This window comes from Candidatus Methylacidiphilum fumarolicum, from assembly GCF_949774925.1.
Lineage (GTDB): Bacteria > Verrucomicrobiota > Verrucomicrobiia > Methylacidiphilales > Methylacidiphilaceae > Methylacidiphilum > Methylacidiphilum fumarolicum.
This window is the reverse complement of record NZ_OX458932.1, coordinates 171985-189675: the sequence shown is the minus strand read 5'-3', so window position 1 is coordinate 189675 and position 17691 is coordinate 171985. Positions and strand designations below refer to the sequence as shown.

The following is a 17691-nucleotide window of genomic DNA, read 5'->3' as shown; positions in this document are numbered from 1 at the left end:
ATTGTTTATTATTTTGTATTTTTTTTTATTTTTGTTTCAATATATGTATTGACTAATTATTTAATTACTGTAAACCCTTATTAAAAAAGGAGCAATTATGGCGAATGAAGAAAAAAAACAAGCGAGATTTAACAAAGCGAGTTTGGTTGAAACCGTCCAGAAAAACATGGGAAAGGATACAACCAAAGCATTGGCGGAACGATCGGTTGATGCTGTTATCAACGGGTTGAAATCGGGGATATTGAAAAATGGCATTGTACAATTAATTGGTTTTGGCACTTTCCGCGTAATAACAAGAAAGGCTAGGATGGGAGTAAACCCAAAAACCGGGGAAAAAATTAAAATTAAAGCATCGAAAACCGTTCGTTTTTCACCTGGAAAAGAACTTAAAGAAAAATTATAATTAGCTATTAGTTTAGAGGAGTCCCAAAAATTTGCCGGCAGAGGGGAGGATACACTTTTACACTTTTAAGTAAGTAAATACTGAAGTGGTTTACATCACAATACACTATACATAATTTTATATAGAGTATTAGATTTATTGATAATCTATTATCAAAAATATATTTTATTTTTGTTTCATTGCTTTCTTTGAAGCAATGTTCATCCTCCCCTTATATTCTTCTTTAGAAGTCTTTTCCGTTTTCAACACTTCTTCTATAAAACTAGCTCTGGAATTCCCATCCCCTTTAAGGGATGGGAAAGGAGCGTCGTACTCAAATATTACGGCGATTTGCCTTGGCATTCTGCCATGTATCGATAGATGACTTCCGTTGATACGATCCCTGCCATTCCCACATAATTGGATTGTGTACATAGGTGCTCCCGACGATACCCTATGTTTTTGAGCTTCGGGAACCGTTCTCAAGAGCCTGTAGGACGCATAATCCTTGAGGAGTCTCACGATCCTTGTAGCGCCCAACAAAGCGGGGCCGATACGAAGCAATGCTCATGATTGACGTCCGTTTCCAAAGCAGGCAGCCGAAAGACGTGTTGCCGGCAGCATTCGGCGAGTAGTGTCTTACAGAACAGGTCCACCACGCTGGAGAGGATTCTGCAACAGTACTTTTATATCCATGCGGAGGAATAGGCGAGCTGATAATGCACCATGGCCTGGAGGCAGAGAATCTCAAAAAGCTACTGCCGGAGGCCGCAACGGTTTGCATGTTCAAAGCGTTCGGCAGATCGTTTGTGCCTTCGACGCAGCCGTGGAAACAACTGGCAGGAACTGCCGCGCAGGCCGTAGGGACACCCGCTATCCATATAAGGATAGGCGACATTTCCCCCGAATGTGGCCGATCCAAGCAATGGGATGGGAGGAAAGGCAGACCCTCCTCCCTATGGGACAAGGAGGGTCATCTCTGATATTACCGCGTCCAGCTTAGCTCTCATGCAAATCTGCTTGCCTGATCTTCTGGAATAGCCCCCACAACGAATGGCATGTCATCCTGATCAAACCGGCAGTCGATTCGGACTCGCAAGGGACCATGGAAAGGCATGCAAAAGTGGATCTCAGCCAGATACACAAGACCACCATAATCTCCAACAATGGAAATGTCCTGGTCGTTCCCGAGCGAGGGCTGCGCCACAAAGGCATCGGAAGGTCATGGACTTCTGCCTGTATCATGGAATTCAGTCCATATTCGCTTGTAATCTAGATGGCGTTCGCCGCGGCGCCAAGGGGACGCTATCACAACCAGCAATGAGTCAGTGGGAATACGGCAAGGAGGTAGACTATTTGATACAGAAGAGAGAGCAAGCCCCCATTGGATGCTTCACCGGTGATAAGCGATGCAGGTCCAACCATGTCCGGAATACGGCCATAGCCATAGGCACAATGGATGGAATTAGCGATGCCCAAAATGTGGCTTTCTAGACCACTGGGATGTGGTCGGCGGCGTTAACCTGCACCCGCTAGCCTTCGGTCAGGTGGTGCCGTACTCAACGCGCATCACGGATCTGTGATCCGGCTCTTTACGAGGGCAGGCCGATGAGATGAACATCCGGTAGCCAGGAAGCAGCAGTAGCCTGGAGACGGGTCAAAGTCGTCTAGCTGAAGTACGGCCTCTAGCCCCACCAGTTCGGCGGCGAACTCCCAACGAGAACTGCCTACAAGCCTGAGCCTACTAACTAGAAGCTCACCCGCTTAAGCGAGTGGAAAGTGTCTCCCTATCTCTTAAAGGAAAACCGTTATTCCTTTACAATCTGGTCTATAAAAATGTAAAAGAAATATAAAAATTGGTGAAAAAAATCTCCTTTTCGCTCAATATCCTTATATGATGATCCAACAGATTTTTTTAATAATTTGTTTGTTTCTTTGGTTTTGCTCGTTCCCAACATATGGCCAGCAGTCCGACCAAACCACCATTGAACAGAAAGCCAAGCATGGCTACCATCATAGTTTTCATGATGTTCATCACTATGCTCAGTTATTTGAGTCCAAAGAAAGGGATAAATGGCAAAAGCCTGATCGCATTATTGAGTCGCTCCACATCAAGCCAGGTTATACAGTTGCAGATTTGGGAGCTGGCACTGGCTATTTTACCAGAAGATTTTCTAAGGCTGTAGGCAATGAAGGGAAAGTCTATGCTTTAGATTCCGAGCCAGCCATGGTTGACTATTTACAAAAAGAGGTGAAGAACAAAAACCTTACCAATGTAATTGTTAAACTCGTCAAGCCTAATAATCCTGATCTAGGCAAAGCCTCAATTGATATTATTTTTATATGTGAGGTCCTTCATCACATTGATAATCGGATCGAGTATCTAAAAAAACTGTCTCTTTCCTTGAAGAATGGGGGGAAAATCGCTCTGATTGATTTTTATCCTAATGCACCTTATGGTCCACCGCAAAGCCATCGTATATCCGAAAAAGAGGCAATAGCAGAATTTCAACTTGCTGGTTATAAGCTCTTAAAAAAGCACAATTTTTTACCTTACCAATACTTCCTAGAATTTATTCCTAAAACATAAAACCTTTTTGAAATGTTTATCTGATTTTTTTCGCTTAAGGCTGCAAAGCGTACAGCCTCTCAACAGGAAAAGCCGCATTGCTTTTCTGCCAAGTGGCTTTGCAACTGGCTATTGTCTAATATTTTAAATATTTTCCTGGATATGAGAGGGCATGTAGGCAAGGTTTTTATTGTGAGAGCAACAAGCTTCAGCATGGACACTGGGAGGAAGAGTCAATTATCCCTTCATATGAATTTTTCTTGATGAAACAGCAAGCTCCCCTGAGATAAGCAAGAAGAGAAAGTTGACAATAAAGAGCAAAAACAATTAAATTTAATAAACAACGCTATTGAGAGCCAATCTCGTTCTCAAAACCTGAAAACAATTGGAAGGAGTAAATGAGCGACTCCTTAAGAAGGGAACATAAAACTTGGCAACTACTAAAGATAGCCATTTCTCTTCTTCCTATTTTTGGAAAATCCTTTAATAGAGATTTTTCTCCTCCGTCAACCATTTTGGTATCACCGCATTGGAGCAGTAAAGGAAATAATATGATATTGCTAGGTCTGCTGAAAAAGCTATGAGTGTCCCATTTTAGTTTCTATGGTGCATGGATATTGTGAAAGGTTGGATAAACATAACGAAGCTAAAAGGCTCAGTCACAAGCAGCATAGTTAAATAGGACATATGAAGATACAAGATGAGCTTCATCGGATAGAACTTATTCAGGATGACATAACTCGGTTAGAGGTGGATGCCATTGTTAATGCTGCCAATTCAAGGCTCATGAAAGGTGGGGGTGTCGATGGAGCTATTCATAGGGCTGCAGGGCCAAAATTAGCTGAAGCCTGTGCCAAACTAAATGGTTGTCCAACAGGGCATGCTAAAGTTACTCCTGGTTTTAATCTCAAAGCTAAATGGATCATTCATGCTGTCGGTCCTGTTTGGAAAGGCGGAGTAGCCAATGAAAAAGCGCTTTTAGCTTCTTGTTATCATCAAGCCTTGCTCCGTGCCAAAGAAGTAGAGGCCAAAACCGTAGCTTTTCCTGCAATTAGCACTGGGGCTTATGGGTTTCCATCTGATCTTGCAGCTAAAATAGCCTGGAAAACTGTCCTTTCCTTTCTTAGTACTAATGAGATCCCAAAAAAAGTTATATTTTGTCTCTTTGATTCCAAATCCTATGACGTTTACGCTTCTATACAGAAAGAACTGCTCAAAGGAAATACGGATTTTTTAAAAAATGAAGAAAATCACGAAAAATAAAAAGGGGTATGACAGCAATCTTCCTAAATTTGACTATATTAATTTAAACTATGAAAAATCGAATTAAAGATTTTTATTCCAATGGTACATTGGAGAGAGGAGCGCTCAAAGAGAAACAAGAAAAAATAGATATAGAGTTTCTAGATGAATTGGAATTACCTGCTAAAAATGAAACGAAGGAGAATTTAGAAGAAGATCCTTCTCCGTTAACTATCGATTTAGGTTTAGGCAAACCTATCGTGATACCTTCTAACAAAAAGAAAATAAATGGCGTGATTTTATTTCTTTTCCTGCTTTTCCCATTGCTTTTTCTTTCGTTACCTTTACTAGGAGTTTATATATTTTCTTCTTTTTCTGGAGGCCATCTCTGCTGGCATCAAAAGACAGGCTTTTTAAGCGGCTTACTACTCAGTCTTCTTATTTTCGGAGTTTTTCTAATATCATTAATAAAGAAAAATTAAGAACTTTTTTTACCATTCATCAATTGGCGAAGTCTTTTCTGTAATTTCCCCTAATTCTGTAATTTCTCCTAACAACTAATATCCATTACAAGACCTTATCCGCTATGTTCCCTCCTGCCCAATGAATGGAAAGGAGTCATAAAATGCTTGCTGCACTAAGAAAAGGTTACAGCATAGAAAAAAAAATATAAAGGGATTTCAAATTGGGGCGCGGTACCCAAAGAATTCATGATCTTCATTATATCCTCCCTGTCCGGCTCCGAGATGCTTGAAATCGGAAACGAATTCGATAGCTCGTATCCACTTAACTTGTTTAAACCCTAGCTCATTTGGACAGATCAAGCGCAAGGGAGCACCATGCAAGACACTTAAAGGGGATCCATTCATCTCATAGGCAAGAATCGTCAGATGGTGTTGCATGTTTTCCAAAGTGTGGACGTCATAATAGATACCCCCCTCTCCCCCTTCCCCAAATGAATAAAATACCGCATAGCGACCATCCGATCGTGGATGCACCACTTTCAGGACGTAACGCATTGGTACCCCGCCCCATTTAGCAATTCCACTCCATCCTTGAATGCAATACAGATTGGTGATCTGCTCCTGTTTTGGCATCGCCCGTAACTCTTCCATGGAAAATTCACAGGGATGATCCACAAGCCCGCTGATGCTAAGCCTATAAGAGACAAACTTCTCAGCGATGAGCCTTTCAAACTCGATACCCTGCGGCAGCTTCCCATTCGGCCAGAAGAATGGCGAGATATCCTTCTCGGTATATACCACCTGGGGGGACAGGGATTCTCCATAGTCAAAAAACTTACCCAAAAGCTTGCGTCCTGCTTTTTGTACTAACCGGGCGTACTTGATCGTAAAAGGCGAAGCACCCAGCCATGCCAAGATCAAAATAAGCATGGCACCAAGAAAGACGATCCAACCTTCTATAGATTCGCCGTTGATTCCTGCAAACATGCGGTTGATATTCGCGGACGCCCCAGTAAGAAAAACGAGTGATACATGGATCACTGTAAAGATAAGGAACCAACATAGCACTAGAAAATGAATCGAACGCGCAACCTGCCGATTGATGATACGGCTAAGTCTTGTTAGCCTGTTAGCAAGCGCAGGAGCTTGGAGAAGGCCAGTAACCACGGCGAGGGGTGCTGCCAAGAAAACTGTCAAAAAATAGGCAAGCTGCTGCGCGCTGTTGTAGCGTGTCCATCCTTCGTTGGAAGGAAACTGGAGAGAAAGATATTGCAGAATCACTGAGAGAGCATTAGGAAAGACATCCCAAGAAAGGGGTACGATTCGCTTCCACTGAGGTGTCAAGAAAAGCAGAAGGTAAAAGATAATGCCGTTGCCTAACCAAAACAAAGCAAAAGAAAAGTGCCACCACCGTGAAAGCCCAATGGAATGGCGGATTCCAGGGAGTCCAAGCCAGCCTGGAATCGTGACCGAGTCGTCCTTCGCGGTCCAAATGCGATCCTTAGGGACCTCTTTCTGAAAACGAAACCACTCGGTTCCCGGTGTACAGTGTACATTCCAATAGAGGCGTGGATGATCCGCAAGAATTTGTATTCCAGAGCGAATAATAAACATCAGGAAGAAAAGATTAAAATAATGCTGCCAACGGAGCCACCAAGGGAATCCAACGGATGGGGACAACTCAGCACTTGAAGAACTTCCAGGATAGCGTGCGATGAAGTCCTGCACCACTGGAATCCGACGCAATTCCAGACACAAGAGGATTCCTATGATTAGAACCAATGCTCCAAGAGGAAGCAGCCAAAAGATGCTATACCAGTTGTTACCAATCCGAATTTCGGGTACGATGCCATGGCGAGGTGGCAGCCAATGGCTGAGCTTGACTCTATCATCGGCAGATGTAAGACCTGAATGGAGAGACTTGTCATCAGGGTTCATCTCGTTGCTTTCCCTCAATAATATATAATTACTTGTAAGTTACGGTTTTTCGGCTTGCTCGTCAAAAAAAGCTCCGTGTTCAAAGCAAACTGTAAGCTGCACGAACTCATGTTTGGTGAAATTTTTGTAATCTGTTGATTGTCTATAAGTTTTTTTCAATGTGTCACTATGTGGGTGGGGTTTTTTTGGTTATCCAATGCTCCAAGAAGCTGATTTTCTAGGAGGGAAGGATCTGGCATACGCCTATTCACTATGCTGCAGCGACCTCGCGGTGTTTGGTGTCTGCGACGCCTGCCTCGAGGACTTGGACGGGTTTGAGGTGAGTCAAGACCTCTTCGGTCAAAAAAGGGGAGCTTGGCCGCATGAAGGTTTTTTCCCTAGAGTAGGCTCAAGCAAGAAGGCCAAGGCGGCAACAAAGACATGTGCCTTGGACGGCTCTCGGATCATGATGATAGATCTGACGCTTCTCTAGCCCATTTTCACCAAACATGGGTTATGGGGCACTTGATTGGCACTTGGTTGGAACAGACTCCTCCAGCCTCACTTGAGGATCGAAGGAAAAAATCTTGGCCCCCCGTGATCAAAGATCAAGTTCGTGGAATTGCCACAAATGAGGTATAAGGTTTCTCGCCTGAGAAATCGAATGCCTCATTTGTGCCATTAAAAAACATCCTTTCCAAATATAACGAAGCGTATTCCCTGATCCATACTGCAGAATGAGTTATTGGCATCCAAAATAGATAAGGTCATCCATTGGTTGTTTTGGGTCATTTTGGTTCGCAAACGCAAATCCATTGACTTGCTTGACGCCCGGTTAGGATGTAGTCAACTTTGACAAGGCAAACGATCATGCCAAGGCGCGTAATCCTTGGTAGCCAACATATAAACCTACCAGCAGGATCAATGCACTGGAAAAATACGGTGCTTTCCGGGCGAACTTGCCAAAGCCGCACCATCGCTTAGAAACGTATCTCACGCTCAAGGCAGCCAGTGCGCCAGAGATCACCATCGTGAGCGCCAAGCCAACGCTGAACGATAAAACGAGGGTTGCGCCAAGAGCGATCTTCTTCAGTTGCAGGCACAGCAGCAAGACAGTGATCGAGGCCGGACACGGAATCAGTCCGCCGGTCAGGCCGAACACGATAATTTGCCCAGTCGTCACTTCCTGATTGGCGAAGCGGTGGCGGATGTCATTGGCGTGGACTAGTTCGTGCTGGTCTTGGTAGCCTGGCGCTGACAAGTCCAACCCTTCATAGTCCTTGATGGTGTGATGGGGATGATCGCGATCGACAAACTCCACATCATAGTCATGACTATGGTGCTCATGACCCAAGCGCAAGCGGGCGACGAACTCATGCGGCTCGGGAATCTCTTGCTCAGATTCCACAAAGCCATCGCGTTGCAGGAAAGTGAACGTTTGACGGCTACCGTCTGATCGTTCCGTTTCAACTCGCACCTGATCGGCTGTCCAGACATGACCATGCTTGCCATCGAAGAAAAGCCGGAAGCGAGGCGGCACGCCATCTTCAAACACTTCCAGCCGCACGACGCCATGGCCAGTGTCAATGTACTTTACCTCGTCATTCTGATGATTGTGATCATTTCTGTAATTGTGAAAGCAAGCGCGCTGCTGCCGCCATGTTCTCCACATCATCCAGACGGCAACGCCGATTATCAATACGGCGGATGCGACCTGCATATAAGGTTCACTCGTTTTGGCACTCCAGTGTTGGCCGAAATACATCCCACCCAGCGCAATGACCCATATCACTGCGGTATGGGAAATCGTCGCCGCCAGCCCCAGCAAGATCGCTTGCGTCAACGTTCCACGAATGGCAACGATAAAAGCGGCCATCATGGTCTTGGAGTGGCCGGGTTCAAGGCCATGCAATCCGCCCAGCAAGATCGCGCTGGGGATGAACAGCCAGGCATTGGATGCGCCCTGCTGTAATAGTGTTGGAAACTCAGTCATGGGAAAACCCCTTACAGGTATTTGGTGATGGCTTTGAACTCGCGGATGATTTCATCTGCGCCCTGGGTGCCTTCACGCACCGCGTGTTCAAGGCAATGATCGATATGGTCATGCACCAAGGCTTTCTTGGCGTTACTGACGGCGCTTTCAACCGCTTGAAGCTGCTGGGCAATGTCAAGGCAGCCGTGTCCTTCCTCCATCATGAGGATGATGCTTTTAAGATGGCCTTCGGCTCGTTTGAGCCTCTTGATAATGTCTGGATGGGAGGTGTGTGTTGTCATGTCCAATATCCTATCCACCAGGATAGGATATTGCAAGAAGTAAGAAATGACCGCCACCCAGCCAAGACCAGCGTCGCCCTAACTTGCTTTATTTTCCATTTTCTGAGAAGGCTCTCACCAGGTTCACCTCCCGTATTTTCCCCTATGTTTTGTAGTCGCAATTACCCTCACCAGATGAGGCATAAAATTAAATCTAGCCCAAATAACACAGTTATTTTGATTCCTGCCAACTTTAGAAAAGGAAAAATGCATGTTTTTGTTGAGCAAGAACGCACCCAAAACCAATAAAGCAATCTTATGAGGGTCATTACTTATTATCCCTAATGCATGCATTCTTACCTCGAAGAAAGAACCTATGTAGAAATTATTACGTTTTTATGCAATGGACGGATGAAGGATCTTGCCTCAGCCTATGGGCTGAAGGAATTCTTTCTAATCATTGAAAACTCCTAAAGAACATGGAGTGGTTTCGTATCCGTCGATCAGATTGCTACTCGAAATCGTTGTTGCCAGGCTATGTTCCGTTGGAAGAGTTCAGCGTCCCGTGTCCCTACGTCTGTCAGTATGCCGGAGTCTTCTAAGTTAGTAGGAGAATCAGCATAGTTTTCTTTGACGAAATATCTGCTACCTATTTCTCTACGAATCGTATTAACTATCTCGTCTATCTTCTGTATTATTGTTGGCATGCCTATTCGTTTGCGATCTGCTAAGATCGTTACGATCCAAGATATTTTCACATTGAATAGGAAAGGCAAAGTATCGACCCTCTCAAAAAGTAAAGGATCGATCCTTTCAAACTCAGGGGTTCCGTCGATCCCAACGAAGATTTTTATCGGCATAGCCTTACTCTGTTCTAATGCCTCCTGATAGTCGTTAAGCTGTAAAACACCAGAAAATAGGCATGTGGGATATTCATCTTTGAATAATGACGAAATAAAATCCCTTACTTTATTTATATTGAGGCATATTATTGAATTATTATCGTTGGACATATATTACCTCCTTTCTAATTTTTGGAAACTCATGGACTCTCTGTTCCGCAATGAAGCCTCAGTCATCCGACTGAAGAAATCCTTTCAGCGCATGCCCATTATGGCACAGTAGCTTTCAATCAGCAGATCCTTTCACGTCCTAAGACGTCCATAGACCTTACTAGAACACACCGGAGGTCCAGAAGATTTGGTAGATTGATAGCCTACTTACACTCTGGAATAGCTGTCGTATTTTTTGGTTTAGGCCTAAGATTTCCTGCTCTATCTCCTTAGCCCTAGACAGGATCTCCTCCGCTCGTTGCGCACGGCTATGAAGCCTCATCGCTCTGAGCTCATAGTCCACTAATCGACCAGCCAGCACAAGATCACTACCTTGAACCCGACGGAATACCCGTTGAAGGATGATCTTGAGCTGATTTAGTCTGTCTCTCAACACAGAAGCCTTCTGAAAAAGGAATTGCTCCCGTCTCTGTTGATAGAATTGGCAAAGCTCCTGTAGCGATGCCCCCCTCAGTCACTCCAAAGGAGGCGTCTCTGTTGCGGGAACTTGCTGGAAAAGATGCAAAGCCAGGGCGACTGAATCCCGAATCGGTTGCTCCTTTAGCGGGCGCCCTTTATCTTGGCAAATTTTTAGGCGCTTTTCTCATTTCTGCTTTAACCATTGCACAATTCGAAGACTTCTTGGAACTTCATTCTGATTCTTTCGGCATCTGCTTTTTGTTTTAGGATCTTCTGTAAGTGCAAAGCCAGTCTAAATTTATTTTTGATCTTAAAGCGTGACGCTAGCTTGTAAGCCATCTTCCAGCTCATTCTTTCGAAGACTGCGTAGGCCTCTTGCTTCGTACTCGTCCCGTGGCTGCCAGACTTTCTTTCACCCTCATGTGAGCCTCAAGAGTGAGCGTGTCTTACTCGAGTGACAAAAAATGATACATTCTGTAGGTTATCTTTTATTCTGCTGTTATCGTTAGATAACTTTTCTTTTAAAATCTTCTTGTAATTATCTGTCTCAGTGACTACGAAGCCCTGATCGGAACAGTAACAGACAGTTTTTAATCTTCCTTTTTCTGTCTATCGCAAAGGAAGTTTGTCGTGTAAAAAATTTGGCGCATTCATCCAATCATGTTGGCGATCTTATAGGTTTTTTTTGTCATTAATGCTTCGTTTCCATGAAACACAATAATTTCGCTCATAATTGTAATAGACATTAAAGTCTAATTCTTCTAAGTCTTCTATGACTTGCTTCCAGTGTCTAGAAATAGTTCTATGATAAAACCCTATCTCTTTGGCAAAAATTGCTTCTTCTCCTCTGGAGCACTCCCAAAATCAGCCCATTTTTACTAAACATGGGCTAGTGAGTCTCAAATTTAGCGTCAAAACCTATTTGATTGAGTTAATAAGCTTGGGATCCCCTGGTTCATAACCGGCGTCTTTTATAGCTGATAGCAGTTCCTCCACCTTTGTCTTGTTTACGTCATAAACAACTATGGCCTCATTTGCCGCGGCACTCACTTTAACCCATTGTACTCCAGAGACTTTTTTAAGATGATCTTTGATAACTATTTCACATGTCACACAACTCATACCTTTTATAGGGATTCTCATTTCAGCCTCTCCAGGTTTTAACATGACATTTTGGAGGGTTGCTGAAGCAAGGCTCTGACTACCAAAAGACTGAAACAAACTCATCCCTAAAAAGAGCAAAAATATAGCCGTGGCCCCTAAAAGAAAAAGCAAGGTCCTTTTTTGTGTATGACTTGCTGAAGCTCTCTGGGAATCCTTATAAGATTCACATTCACAATACGATTTTTCATTTATAAAACGCCACCATGCATAGACTAGGACCATTCCTCCAGCCGCCAAAAAAAACCAATGAAATCGTCCAAAAAAGACCGATCCGGCTGAGATACCTAAAACGGCTAATAACAATGGCCCAACACAACAACTTGCGGCAAGGATTGCTGAAAGGATGCCAAACTTACTTGCTTTCATATTTTAGCCTCAAAAGATTCAACTAAGATACATTTTTTTCTCCGCCCTTCCTCTACTGCACTTAGCTAGGCTTCCAAGGGGTAGAAGATTTACCTTTCTATCCTTTCACTGGTCTAATATAAACCCTTTACTTAGGTGTAGAGTCAACTTTCTCAATACCAAAAAAAATGATTTTAGTAGGTGGCTTCATTTAAACAAGAAAGCCATAGAGGCAGAAGCTTAAGACTCACAAACTATCTTTAGCTTCCGTTCTTTCTTGTCAAAAGCGCTATACATTCAATTTCTGGAGTTTTTGGGAAAAGATCTACCGGTCTTATTGTCCTAAGCACGTAACTCTTTTCCAGTCTTTGTATATCCCTTTTTAAGGTTAAAGGATTACAGGACACATAAATAAGTTTTGGAAGAGGATGGGAATTAACCAAAGAGATAACTTCTTTGGAGATTCCTTCTTTTGGTGGATCAAAGAGGTAAGCTGCTTTGGCTGTTTCAATTTGGGATAGACAATCAGCCAGTTTGTCCTCCACTTTGCCTTCAATAAAAAAAATGTTTTTAAGCCCTAAGGCTTTTGCATACTGAACACTCAAGGGGTTTTCTTCTATCGCATAAATTTTTTCCATTCTCTGCTTTAAATATTCCGTAAAAAACCCTGCTCCACTATATCCTTCAATAATCTGGGATATTTCCCTACCAATGGTTTCATCGACAAGCTGGCGCATCTTTTCTAGAAGATAGCGATTTACCTGATAAAACCCATAGGATGGGATTTCCGGCTCTCTTAGGGAAAAATGCATCGTTTTTGCCCCGACATACTGCCTTTTTTGATCAAGCCATTTTTTCAAAAGTACGTTAATTTTTTCCGATGCAATAAGACAAGATCTTATGGGTACAATTCGATTGGAGGCTTTTTCATAAAATCCAACCATCCCATTTCTTACATGAAGACTGATCCGATTCCGATACCCATAGGGAAAAGGACCATGGATAATGTTTTGTATGAAAAAAGAATGATTTTTTTTAAAACAAGAAAAGATCTCTTCGATCTGCGCCTGCTTAATTTCTAATTCTGTCTCATAATCTAAATGTTGATAGGCACACCCTCCACAAGAGCCATAGGAAGGACAAGGAGGGAGTACTCTTCCCTTGCCCGTTTCTAAAATCTCTTTTATGGTTCCTTTGACATAGTTTTTTTTGATTTCTCGAATGACGACACGAAGCTTTTCTTTAGGCGCAGAAAATGGAACAAAGATGATTATCCCCTCTTCCAGTTTCCCTATACCTTCTCCCCCATAAACAATCTTCTCTATAGTGACCACACTTTGCTGACCAATTTTCATGATGCCGGCTAGCTTTTCGAAAAGGCAGAAAGGAAATAGAAGTTAAAAATACACGGTTACTGTCCCCATAACCCAAAATGGGAGCCCAATGAGTACTTTATCATAGTTATAGACTCTATCTCCTTGGAAGCCAGTTCCTGTTGGAAACCAATAATGATTATCAGTAATATTATAGCATTGGAGCTGAATTTTCCATCGGTTCGTTCCATAAAAGAGGCTTGCATTTAAAGTATAATCAATGGGGATGCGAGTGGCATAATCATAGGAAAGAAACATACCACTTTGGATCCACAGCCAGAAAGAAGCTCCAAAGCCATGATCGGATTTGTATGTTATCATGGCCGTTCCATGTTCATGAGGAAATCCGATGAAAGGATAAATGCCTGTTGGTAAGGTAACATAGGGATCGACCGGCAAGTTATAAAGCGCGGCAACTGCTGCTGAGTAGTTCTGGATAACTGTTGGCCCAGTCTGGGCAGCACTCTGTGTCCAAAATTCCTCGCCAACCAGGTAGTCAAAGCCAAAATTAAAAGACCAATTTCTATTCGGCTGATAGGTTCCAGCAAGTTCAGCCCCTATAACATCAGCTGGAGTGAGGGGAGTAAATCCTCCAGGAAGAACCGTAACAGGAAAAAAGGTGGAATAATAAAAGCCTTCTGTAGAAAGAAAAAGCTTATCATGGAATAAATTAAATTTAACTCCTGATTCATACATTGTGGTTGTTAAGTGATAATACTGGCTTGTAAATTCAGGACAAAAAGCGCCTAAGACGTCCATGGCAGCTACTTGCGCATACGCATAGGTAAAATAGGCATTCATCCAGGGGTAGGGTTTATAACTAAGACTGGCATTTACCTGTGGCTCCAAAATCGAGTAATAGCTTTGAAGCATCAAGGGAGGAGGGGTCCCAGGCGGCTCACTGTTAGCCACTATATACCACTGCAATCTGCTGCCGAAAATGAAAGACCATTTGTCTCCTATAGAAATTACATCTTGTATAAAAGGAGAAAATTGGAAAAACTGGGAGCGGGCAGTCGCAAAATTGTTGGTATTATAAGTAATGTAAGGAATCCCTGGAACAGGAATATCCGTTAAATAAATATCCTGTGCCCTTAGAGCTTCTGACATTGTTACTGGAGGAAGAAGATTAGATCGGCTAAGAGGCTTTGCCATATTCCAGAAATTATCCGCTATTCGGCTTGTTTCGACATAGTCCGTATTGTTCTGGAACCAAAAAAACATTCCACCATCGAGCAGATGCTTCGTGGATAAACCAGCAAGATCGAGATGCAGCTCATCTTGAGCTTCTATCCGGTGTTCAATTAACCAATCTCCAGGGGTATACGTCCAATTAGAGTTGGCCAGGGGATTTTGCAACAAGGATAGATATTCAAACATGGTGTTATTAACTATTCGGAGATCGTCAGAAACTTTAAGAGTCTGAATTACTTGGGCCACTACATAATTCAGAGAATTCCCTGATCCTGCCAAATTAGCAAGGTTATTCCTCAGACTGATAGGCAGCTGAGGTCCCCATTGAATAACATACCCTTGGCCGGGGACCGAAGTGCCAATTCCTGGATGGAAATTCCCATTGGGGCCTAACCACCCAATCATATTGCCACTCTGATACAACCCTGAATCGATCAGCGCTTGGTCAGGCCGATTAATCCCTAAAGGAAGATTAAAACCAAGCGTATCATATTCAATATTCGTGTCTATCCAGTAGTTTTCCGTAGGCTTGGCAGACAGAGCTAAGTAAAAATCCTGACTATGCATATAAGCCCCTTCATAATAACTGCCAGAATATTGTCCAGCGTAGTCAAACCGGTAGGCCGCCTTTCCATTGACAAAAGGACCACCCATGTCTATATTCCACCTATTCTGGTCATACATTCCAATGGAATACTGGGCAGCGCCTCTAAACTTATCAAAATAAGGTTGTTTGGTAATTTGATTGGCATAACCCGCTGCCATCTCTCTAGCACCATAAACTGCCGTCACTGGCCCTTGGACGATATCAATATTTTCATAGGCATAAAAATTAGGGAGGACTCCACTAGTCCCATAACTTTCCAGGCCTACCATCATACCATTTCTGAAGGTGGTGGCTGGGAGTCCGCGAATAAAAGGTTCTACTGAATAATCACCAGCAGGAGCCATTGTGGTTAGAGAAGGAACTAAGGGAGCAAGATCATCATAGCCCATCAGATTTCCAGGAGCTACGGTATTTAACGCCTCCCGAGAAACTTGGGTAATCTGTCTAGGAGTTTCAAATAGACTCATTTCGGGCCCATAAGCTGAAGTTAAAGAGGAAGCTGGACCTACTTCAGCCTCAGCACTGACTTCCACGGTCGGAAGGGTTATTGCTTCATTTGGATTTGCCTGCGGTTTTGGGTTGTCTACACTGAAGAGGCCTTGAGATGGTTGAGCGGAAGCAACACAATAGTAATTAAAGAAGAACAAGATAAAGAATAGAAAAAGAAACATTAAAGTATATGATAACTAATTATCAACAATTAAGCCAAGCCATAAACTCCTTATATTAAGAGCTATCAGAAGGATTTTATGATTTAGCCTTGTCTAATAATATTAGGTTTGCCTAAATTTTAAGTCAATCTTTATTTTTAATCATTCTGCTGATCCATATGGCTTTCCCTATTAAAAAAGATGGAGAGAGCCTATAGGAATAGCCATCCCTTCTCCTACTTTTCCTTTTATTTTTCGACAAAACCTTGTAAAGTTGGATTGCTATAGCCGTTGAAAAACAAAGAGTGCATATGAAAATCCATTATTTTGGCCATTCTTGTTTTGGTTTAGAAGTGGGGAGTTCTTATCTGCTCTTCGATCCATTTCTTACCCAGAACCCGCTGGCTCATTCGATAAAAGTAGAAGATCTTCATCCGCACTACATTTTGGTCTCTCACGGCCACTTTGATCACATTTCAGATGCAGCTCAAATTTCAAAAGCCAATCAAGCTCCTATTCTTTCTAACTTTGAAATTACCCTCTGGCTAGAGAAGCAAGGGGTAACCCAGATTCTTCCCATGAACCTTGGGGGATCTCGACGTTTTAATTTTGGAAAAATCCATTATGTCCAAGCCGCTCATTCCAGCAGCCTTCCTGATGGTTCCTACGGAGGTACAGCCGGAGGATTTATCGTAGATAGTCCAGAAGGAATAATTTACTACGCGGGAGATTCTGCCATTATCTCTGAAATGAAAATTTTTGGAGAACGTTTTAAAATAGATATGGCGCTTCTGCCTATTGGAGGAGTGTTTACCATGGGCATAGACGAAGCCATCTATGCCGCAAAGCTGCTCAATTGCAAGCAAGTTATGGGAGTTCATTTTGATACTTTTGATGCCATCAAAATCGACCATGAAGAAGCCCAAGCAAAATTTCAGGACGAAGATATTCCATTCCACCTTCTCAAAGCCGGCCAATCTCTTGAAATTTAACCATATACAAAGAACCTAGCTTTGAGATTTTTGCTTCAGCTAGATCTTTTGGCCTGATAATATTCAGCCAGCCCTTGACAAAGCCTTTTAGGAAAGGAAGGGCCATTGTACACAAAACCAGTAAATACTTCCAGCAAATCTGCTCCCGCTTCTATTTTTTCAACCGCATCGGCAGTATTGAAAATTCCTCCTACTCCAATGACTGGAAGACGCCCAAGGCTTTCTTTTTTGACAAAGCGTATCAACTCTGTGGAAATTTTGCTCAGCGGTCTTCCACTTATCCCTCCCATATGTCCCCAGGGTCCTTTAGCCAGCATGGTGTTCGCTACCACCACTCCCCCGGCCTCTTTTTCAATAAGCACACCCACGATTTCAGCAATAGTTCTCCGTTCAATGTCAGGGGAAATTTTAACAAGAATAGGACTTTTCGGGATAATATTGATAGAGTTTAATTCATCTAATATGAGCTCCAGTCTCTTTTTTTCCTGTAGTGATCTTAAACCAACAGTATTTGGAGAGCTGACGTTGACAACAAAAAAATCAGCAAGATCCTTAAAATAAGGAAAACATTTTTTATAGTCCTCAACCGCTTCATCTAAAGGAGTAAACCTGTTTTTCCCAATGTTTATCCCAATAGCCATTCTGGGTTTTCCCTTCGTCATAAGAAACTTTTTCAACCTATTCGAAACCTTTTCTGCTCCCTCACTTGGAAAGCCTAGGGAGTTCCAAAGAGCCTCACTTTCTGGCAATCTAGCGAGCCTTGGTTTTGGATTACCTTTTTGAGGCAACGGAGTCACCGTTCCTATTTCCACAAAACCAAAACCAAGAGATTCCCAGGCTTGTAAACCAATGCCATTTTTATCGAATCCAGCTGCCAGCCCTATAGGATTAGAAAAATGAATCCCCCAAAGTTCTTTTTCCAATCCTTTGACTTCCATTAAAGGAGATAAAAGAGCCTTAGACAAGTAACTAAAAAAAGGCTGACTTAATAACTGCAAGCTACAAAGATGAACAAATTCAGGATCCAAAGAAAAAAGTAACGGCCTTAAGAGATTATAGATCATCAG

17 protein-coding genes are annotated in these 17691 nt (G+C 42.8%); 6 read left to right on the top strand and 11 right to left on the bottom strand.

All coding sequences use genetic code 11. The features are described 5' to 3' along the window. Positions 1-97: 97 nt before the first annotated feature. Positions 98-403 carry an HU family DNA-binding protein gene (locus QOL44_RS00875; RefSeq protein WP_009058150.1) on the top strand — a complete coding sequence of 102 codons (306 nt, stop codon included), beginning with the start codon at positions 98-100 and terminating at the stop codon, positions 401-403. 165 nt (positions 404-568) lie between these two features. Here QOL44_RS00875 and QOL44_RS00870 read toward each other — a convergent pair whose 3' ends face one another. The 3 genes from QOL44_RS00870 to QOL44_RS00860 all read right to left on the bottom strand — a co-directional run bounded on the left by QOL44_RS00870 (position 569) and on the right by QOL44_RS00860 (position 1861). Then, positions 569-817, bottom strand: a complete 249-nt coding sequence (locus tag QOL44_RS00870) for a hypothetical protein (RefSeq protein WP_009058148.1) — start codon at positions 815-817, stop codon at positions 569-571. A gap of 571 nt (positions 818-1388) precedes the next feature. After that, positions 1389-1589, bottom strand: coding sequence for a hypothetical protein (locus QOL44_RS00865; RefSeq protein ID WP_009058146.1), 201 nt, complete (start codon positions 1587-1589; stop codon positions 1389-1391). Positions 1590-1690: 101 nt separating this feature from the next. Continuing rightward, positions 1691-1861 carry a hypothetical protein gene (locus tag QOL44_RS00860; protein ID WP_009058145.1) on the bottom strand — a complete coding sequence of 57 codons (171 nt, stop codon included), beginning with the start codon at positions 1859-1861 and terminating at the stop codon, positions 1691-1693. Positions 1862-2276: 415 nt separating this feature from the next. Between QOL44_RS00860 and QOL44_RS00855 the strand changes: the two genes are divergently transcribed. The 3 genes from QOL44_RS00855 (at position 2277) to QOL44_RS00845 (ending at position 4675) form a co-directional block, all read left to right on the top strand. Beyond that, positions 2277-2972, top strand: coding sequence for a class I SAM-dependent methyltransferase (locus QOL44_RS00855; RefSeq protein ID WP_009058144.1), 696 nt, complete (start codon positions 2277-2279; stop codon positions 2970-2972). 666 nt (positions 2973-3638) lie between these two features. After that, the gene (locus tag QOL44_RS00850) at positions 3639-4214 is read left to right on the top strand and encodes an O-acetyl-ADP-ribose deacetylase (RefSeq protein ID WP_009058143.1); all 576 of its coding nucleotides are present in this window, start codon (positions 3639-3641) and stop codon (positions 4212-4214) included. Between the two features lie 50 nt (positions 4215-4264). Further along, positions 4265-4675: a hypothetical protein gene (locus QOL44_RS00845; protein WP_009058142.1), complete on the top strand. Its 411-nt coding sequence runs from the start codon at positions 4265-4267 to the stop codon at positions 4673-4675. A gap of 198 nt (positions 4676-4873) precedes the next feature. On the opposite strand, the gene QOL44_RS00840 is transcribed toward QOL44_RS00845, so the two are convergent. The 4 genes from QOL44_RS00840 to QOL44_RS00825 all read right to left on the bottom strand — a co-directional run bounded on the left by QOL44_RS00840 (position 4874) and on the right by QOL44_RS00825 (position 9840). Continuing rightward, complete coding sequence (locus QOL44_RS00840) at positions 4874-6595, bottom strand: molybdopterin-dependent oxidoreductase (protein ID WP_045086418.1); 1722 nt, start codon at positions 6593-6595, stop codon at positions 4874-4876. An 847-nt stretch (positions 6596-7442) separates the two neighbouring features. Further along, positions 7443-8567 (bottom strand): nickel/cobalt efflux transporter, encoded by a 1125-nt coding sequence (locus QOL44_RS00835; protein ID WP_009058139.1) that lies wholly within the window; start codon positions 8565-8567, stop codon positions 7443-7445. Positions 8568-8578: 11 nt separating this feature from the next. Then, positions 8579-8848: a metal-sensing transcriptional repressor gene (locus QOL44_RS00830; protein ID WP_079199454.1), complete on the bottom strand. Its 270-nt coding sequence runs from the start codon at positions 8846-8848 to the stop codon at positions 8579-8581. A 482-nt stretch (positions 8849-9330) separates the two neighbouring features. Then, a complete protein-coding gene (locus QOL44_RS00825; protein ID WP_009058132.1) occupies positions 9331-9840 on the bottom strand; it encodes a hypothetical protein in 510 nt (169 codons plus the stop codon). A gap of 501 nt (positions 9841-10341) precedes the next feature. Here QOL44_RS00825 and QOL44_RS00820 point away from each other — a divergent pair. Beyond that, a complete protein-coding gene (locus tag QOL44_RS00820) occupies positions 10342-10566 on the top strand; it encodes a hypothetical protein (protein WP_009058128.1) in 225 nt (74 codons plus the stop codon). Between the two features lie 651 nt (positions 10567-11217). On the opposite strand, the gene QOL44_RS00815 is transcribed toward QOL44_RS00820, so the two are convergent. The 3 genes from QOL44_RS00815 to QOL44_RS00805 form a co-directional block, all read right to left on the bottom strand. Continuing rightward, a complete protein-coding gene (locus tag QOL44_RS00815) occupies positions 11218-11829 on the bottom strand; it encodes a mercuric transporter MerT family protein (RefSeq protein WP_009058127.1) in 612 nt (203 codons plus the stop codon). A 239-nt stretch (positions 11830-12068) separates the two neighbouring features. Beyond that, the gene (locus tag QOL44_RS00810) at positions 12069-13163 is read right to left on the bottom strand and encodes a class I SAM-dependent RNA methyltransferase (RefSeq protein WP_009058126.1); all 1095 of its coding nucleotides are present in this window, start codon (positions 13161-13163) and stop codon (positions 12069-12071) included. A gap of 42 nt (positions 13164-13205) precedes the next feature. Then, a complete protein-coding gene (locus tag QOL44_RS00805; RefSeq protein WP_009058125.1) occupies positions 13206-15653 on the bottom strand; it encodes a TonB-dependent receptor in 2448 nt (815 codons plus the stop codon). 290 nt (positions 15654-15943) lie between these two features. Here QOL44_RS00805 and QOL44_RS00800 point away from each other — a divergent pair, with 290 nt between their 5' ends. Then, positions 15944-16624 carry a metal-dependent hydrolase gene (locus QOL44_RS00800; RefSeq protein WP_009058124.1) on the top strand — a complete coding sequence of 227 codons (681 nt, stop codon included), beginning with the start codon at positions 15944-15946 and terminating at the stop codon, positions 16622-16624. Between the two features lie 35 nt (positions 16625-16659). Here QOL44_RS00800 and QOL44_RS00795 read toward each other — a convergent pair whose 3' ends face one another. Beyond that, positions 16660-17688 carry a quinone-dependent dihydroorotate dehydrogenase gene (locus QOL44_RS00795; RefSeq protein ID WP_009058123.1) on the bottom strand — a complete coding sequence of 343 codons (1029 nt, stop codon included), beginning with the start codon at positions 17686-17688 and terminating at the stop codon, positions 16660-16662. Between the last annotated feature and the right edge of the window lie 3 nt (positions 17689-17691).

Bases quoted from the DNA above. Each gene is read 5' to 3' on its own strand.
- QOL44_RS00835 (WP_009058139.1), bottom strand. From the start codon at position 8,567: ATGACTGAGTTTCCAACACTATTACAGCAGGGCGCATCCAATGCCTGG.
- QOL44_RS00795 (WP_009058123.1), bottom strand. From the start codon at position 17,688: ATGATCTATAATCTCTTAAGGCCGTTACTTTTTTCTTTGGATCCTGAA.
- QOL44_RS00850 (WP_009058143.1), top strand. From the start codon at position 3,639: ATGAAGATACAAGATGAGCTTCATCGGATAGAACTTATTCAGGATGAC.
- QOL44_RS00855 (WP_009058144.1), top strand. From the start codon at position 2,277: ATGATGATCCAACAGATTTTTTTAATAATTTGTTTGTTTCTTTGGTTT.
- QOL44_RS00805 (WP_009058125.1), bottom strand. From the start codon at position 15,653: ATGTTTCTTTTTCTATTCTTTATCTTGTTCTTCTTTAATTACTATTGT.
- QOL44_RS00870 (WP_009058148.1), bottom strand. From the start codon at position 817: ATGTACACAATCCAATTATGTGGGAATGGCAGGGATCGTATCAACGGA.
- QOL44_RS00825 (WP_009058132.1), bottom strand. From the start codon at position 9,840: ATGTCCAACGATAATAATTCAATAATATGCCTCAATATAAATAAAGTA.
- QOL44_RS00830 (WP_079199454.1), bottom strand. From the start codon at position 8,848: ATGACAACACACACCTCCCATCCAGACATTATCAAGAGGCTCAAACGA.
- QOL44_RS00820 (WP_009058128.1), top strand. From the start codon at position 10,342: ATGCCCCCCTCAGTCACTCCAAAGGAGGCGTCTCTGTTGCGGGAACTT.
- QOL44_RS00840 (WP_045086418.1), bottom strand. From the start codon at position 6,595: ATGAACCCTGATGACAAGTCTCTCCATTCAGGTCTTACATCTGCCGAT.
- QOL44_RS00815 (WP_009058127.1), bottom strand. From the start codon at position 11,829: ATGAAAGCAAGTAAGTTTGGCATCCTTTCAGCAATCCTTGCCGCAAGT.
- QOL44_RS00845 (WP_009058142.1), top strand. From the start codon at position 4,265: ATGAAAAATCGAATTAAAGATTTTTATTCCAATGGTACATTGGAGAGA.
- QOL44_RS00810 (WP_009058126.1), bottom strand. From the start codon at position 13,163: ATGAAAATTGGTCAGCAAAGTGTGGTCACTATAGAGAAGATTGTTTAT.
- QOL44_RS00800 (WP_009058124.1), top strand. From the start codon at position 15,944: ATGAAAATCCATTATTTTGGCCATTCTTGTTTTGGTTTAGAAGTGGGG.
- QOL44_RS00875 (WP_009058150.1), top strand. From the start codon at position 98: ATGGCGAATGAAGAAAAAAAACAAGCGAGATTTAACAAAGCGAGTTTG.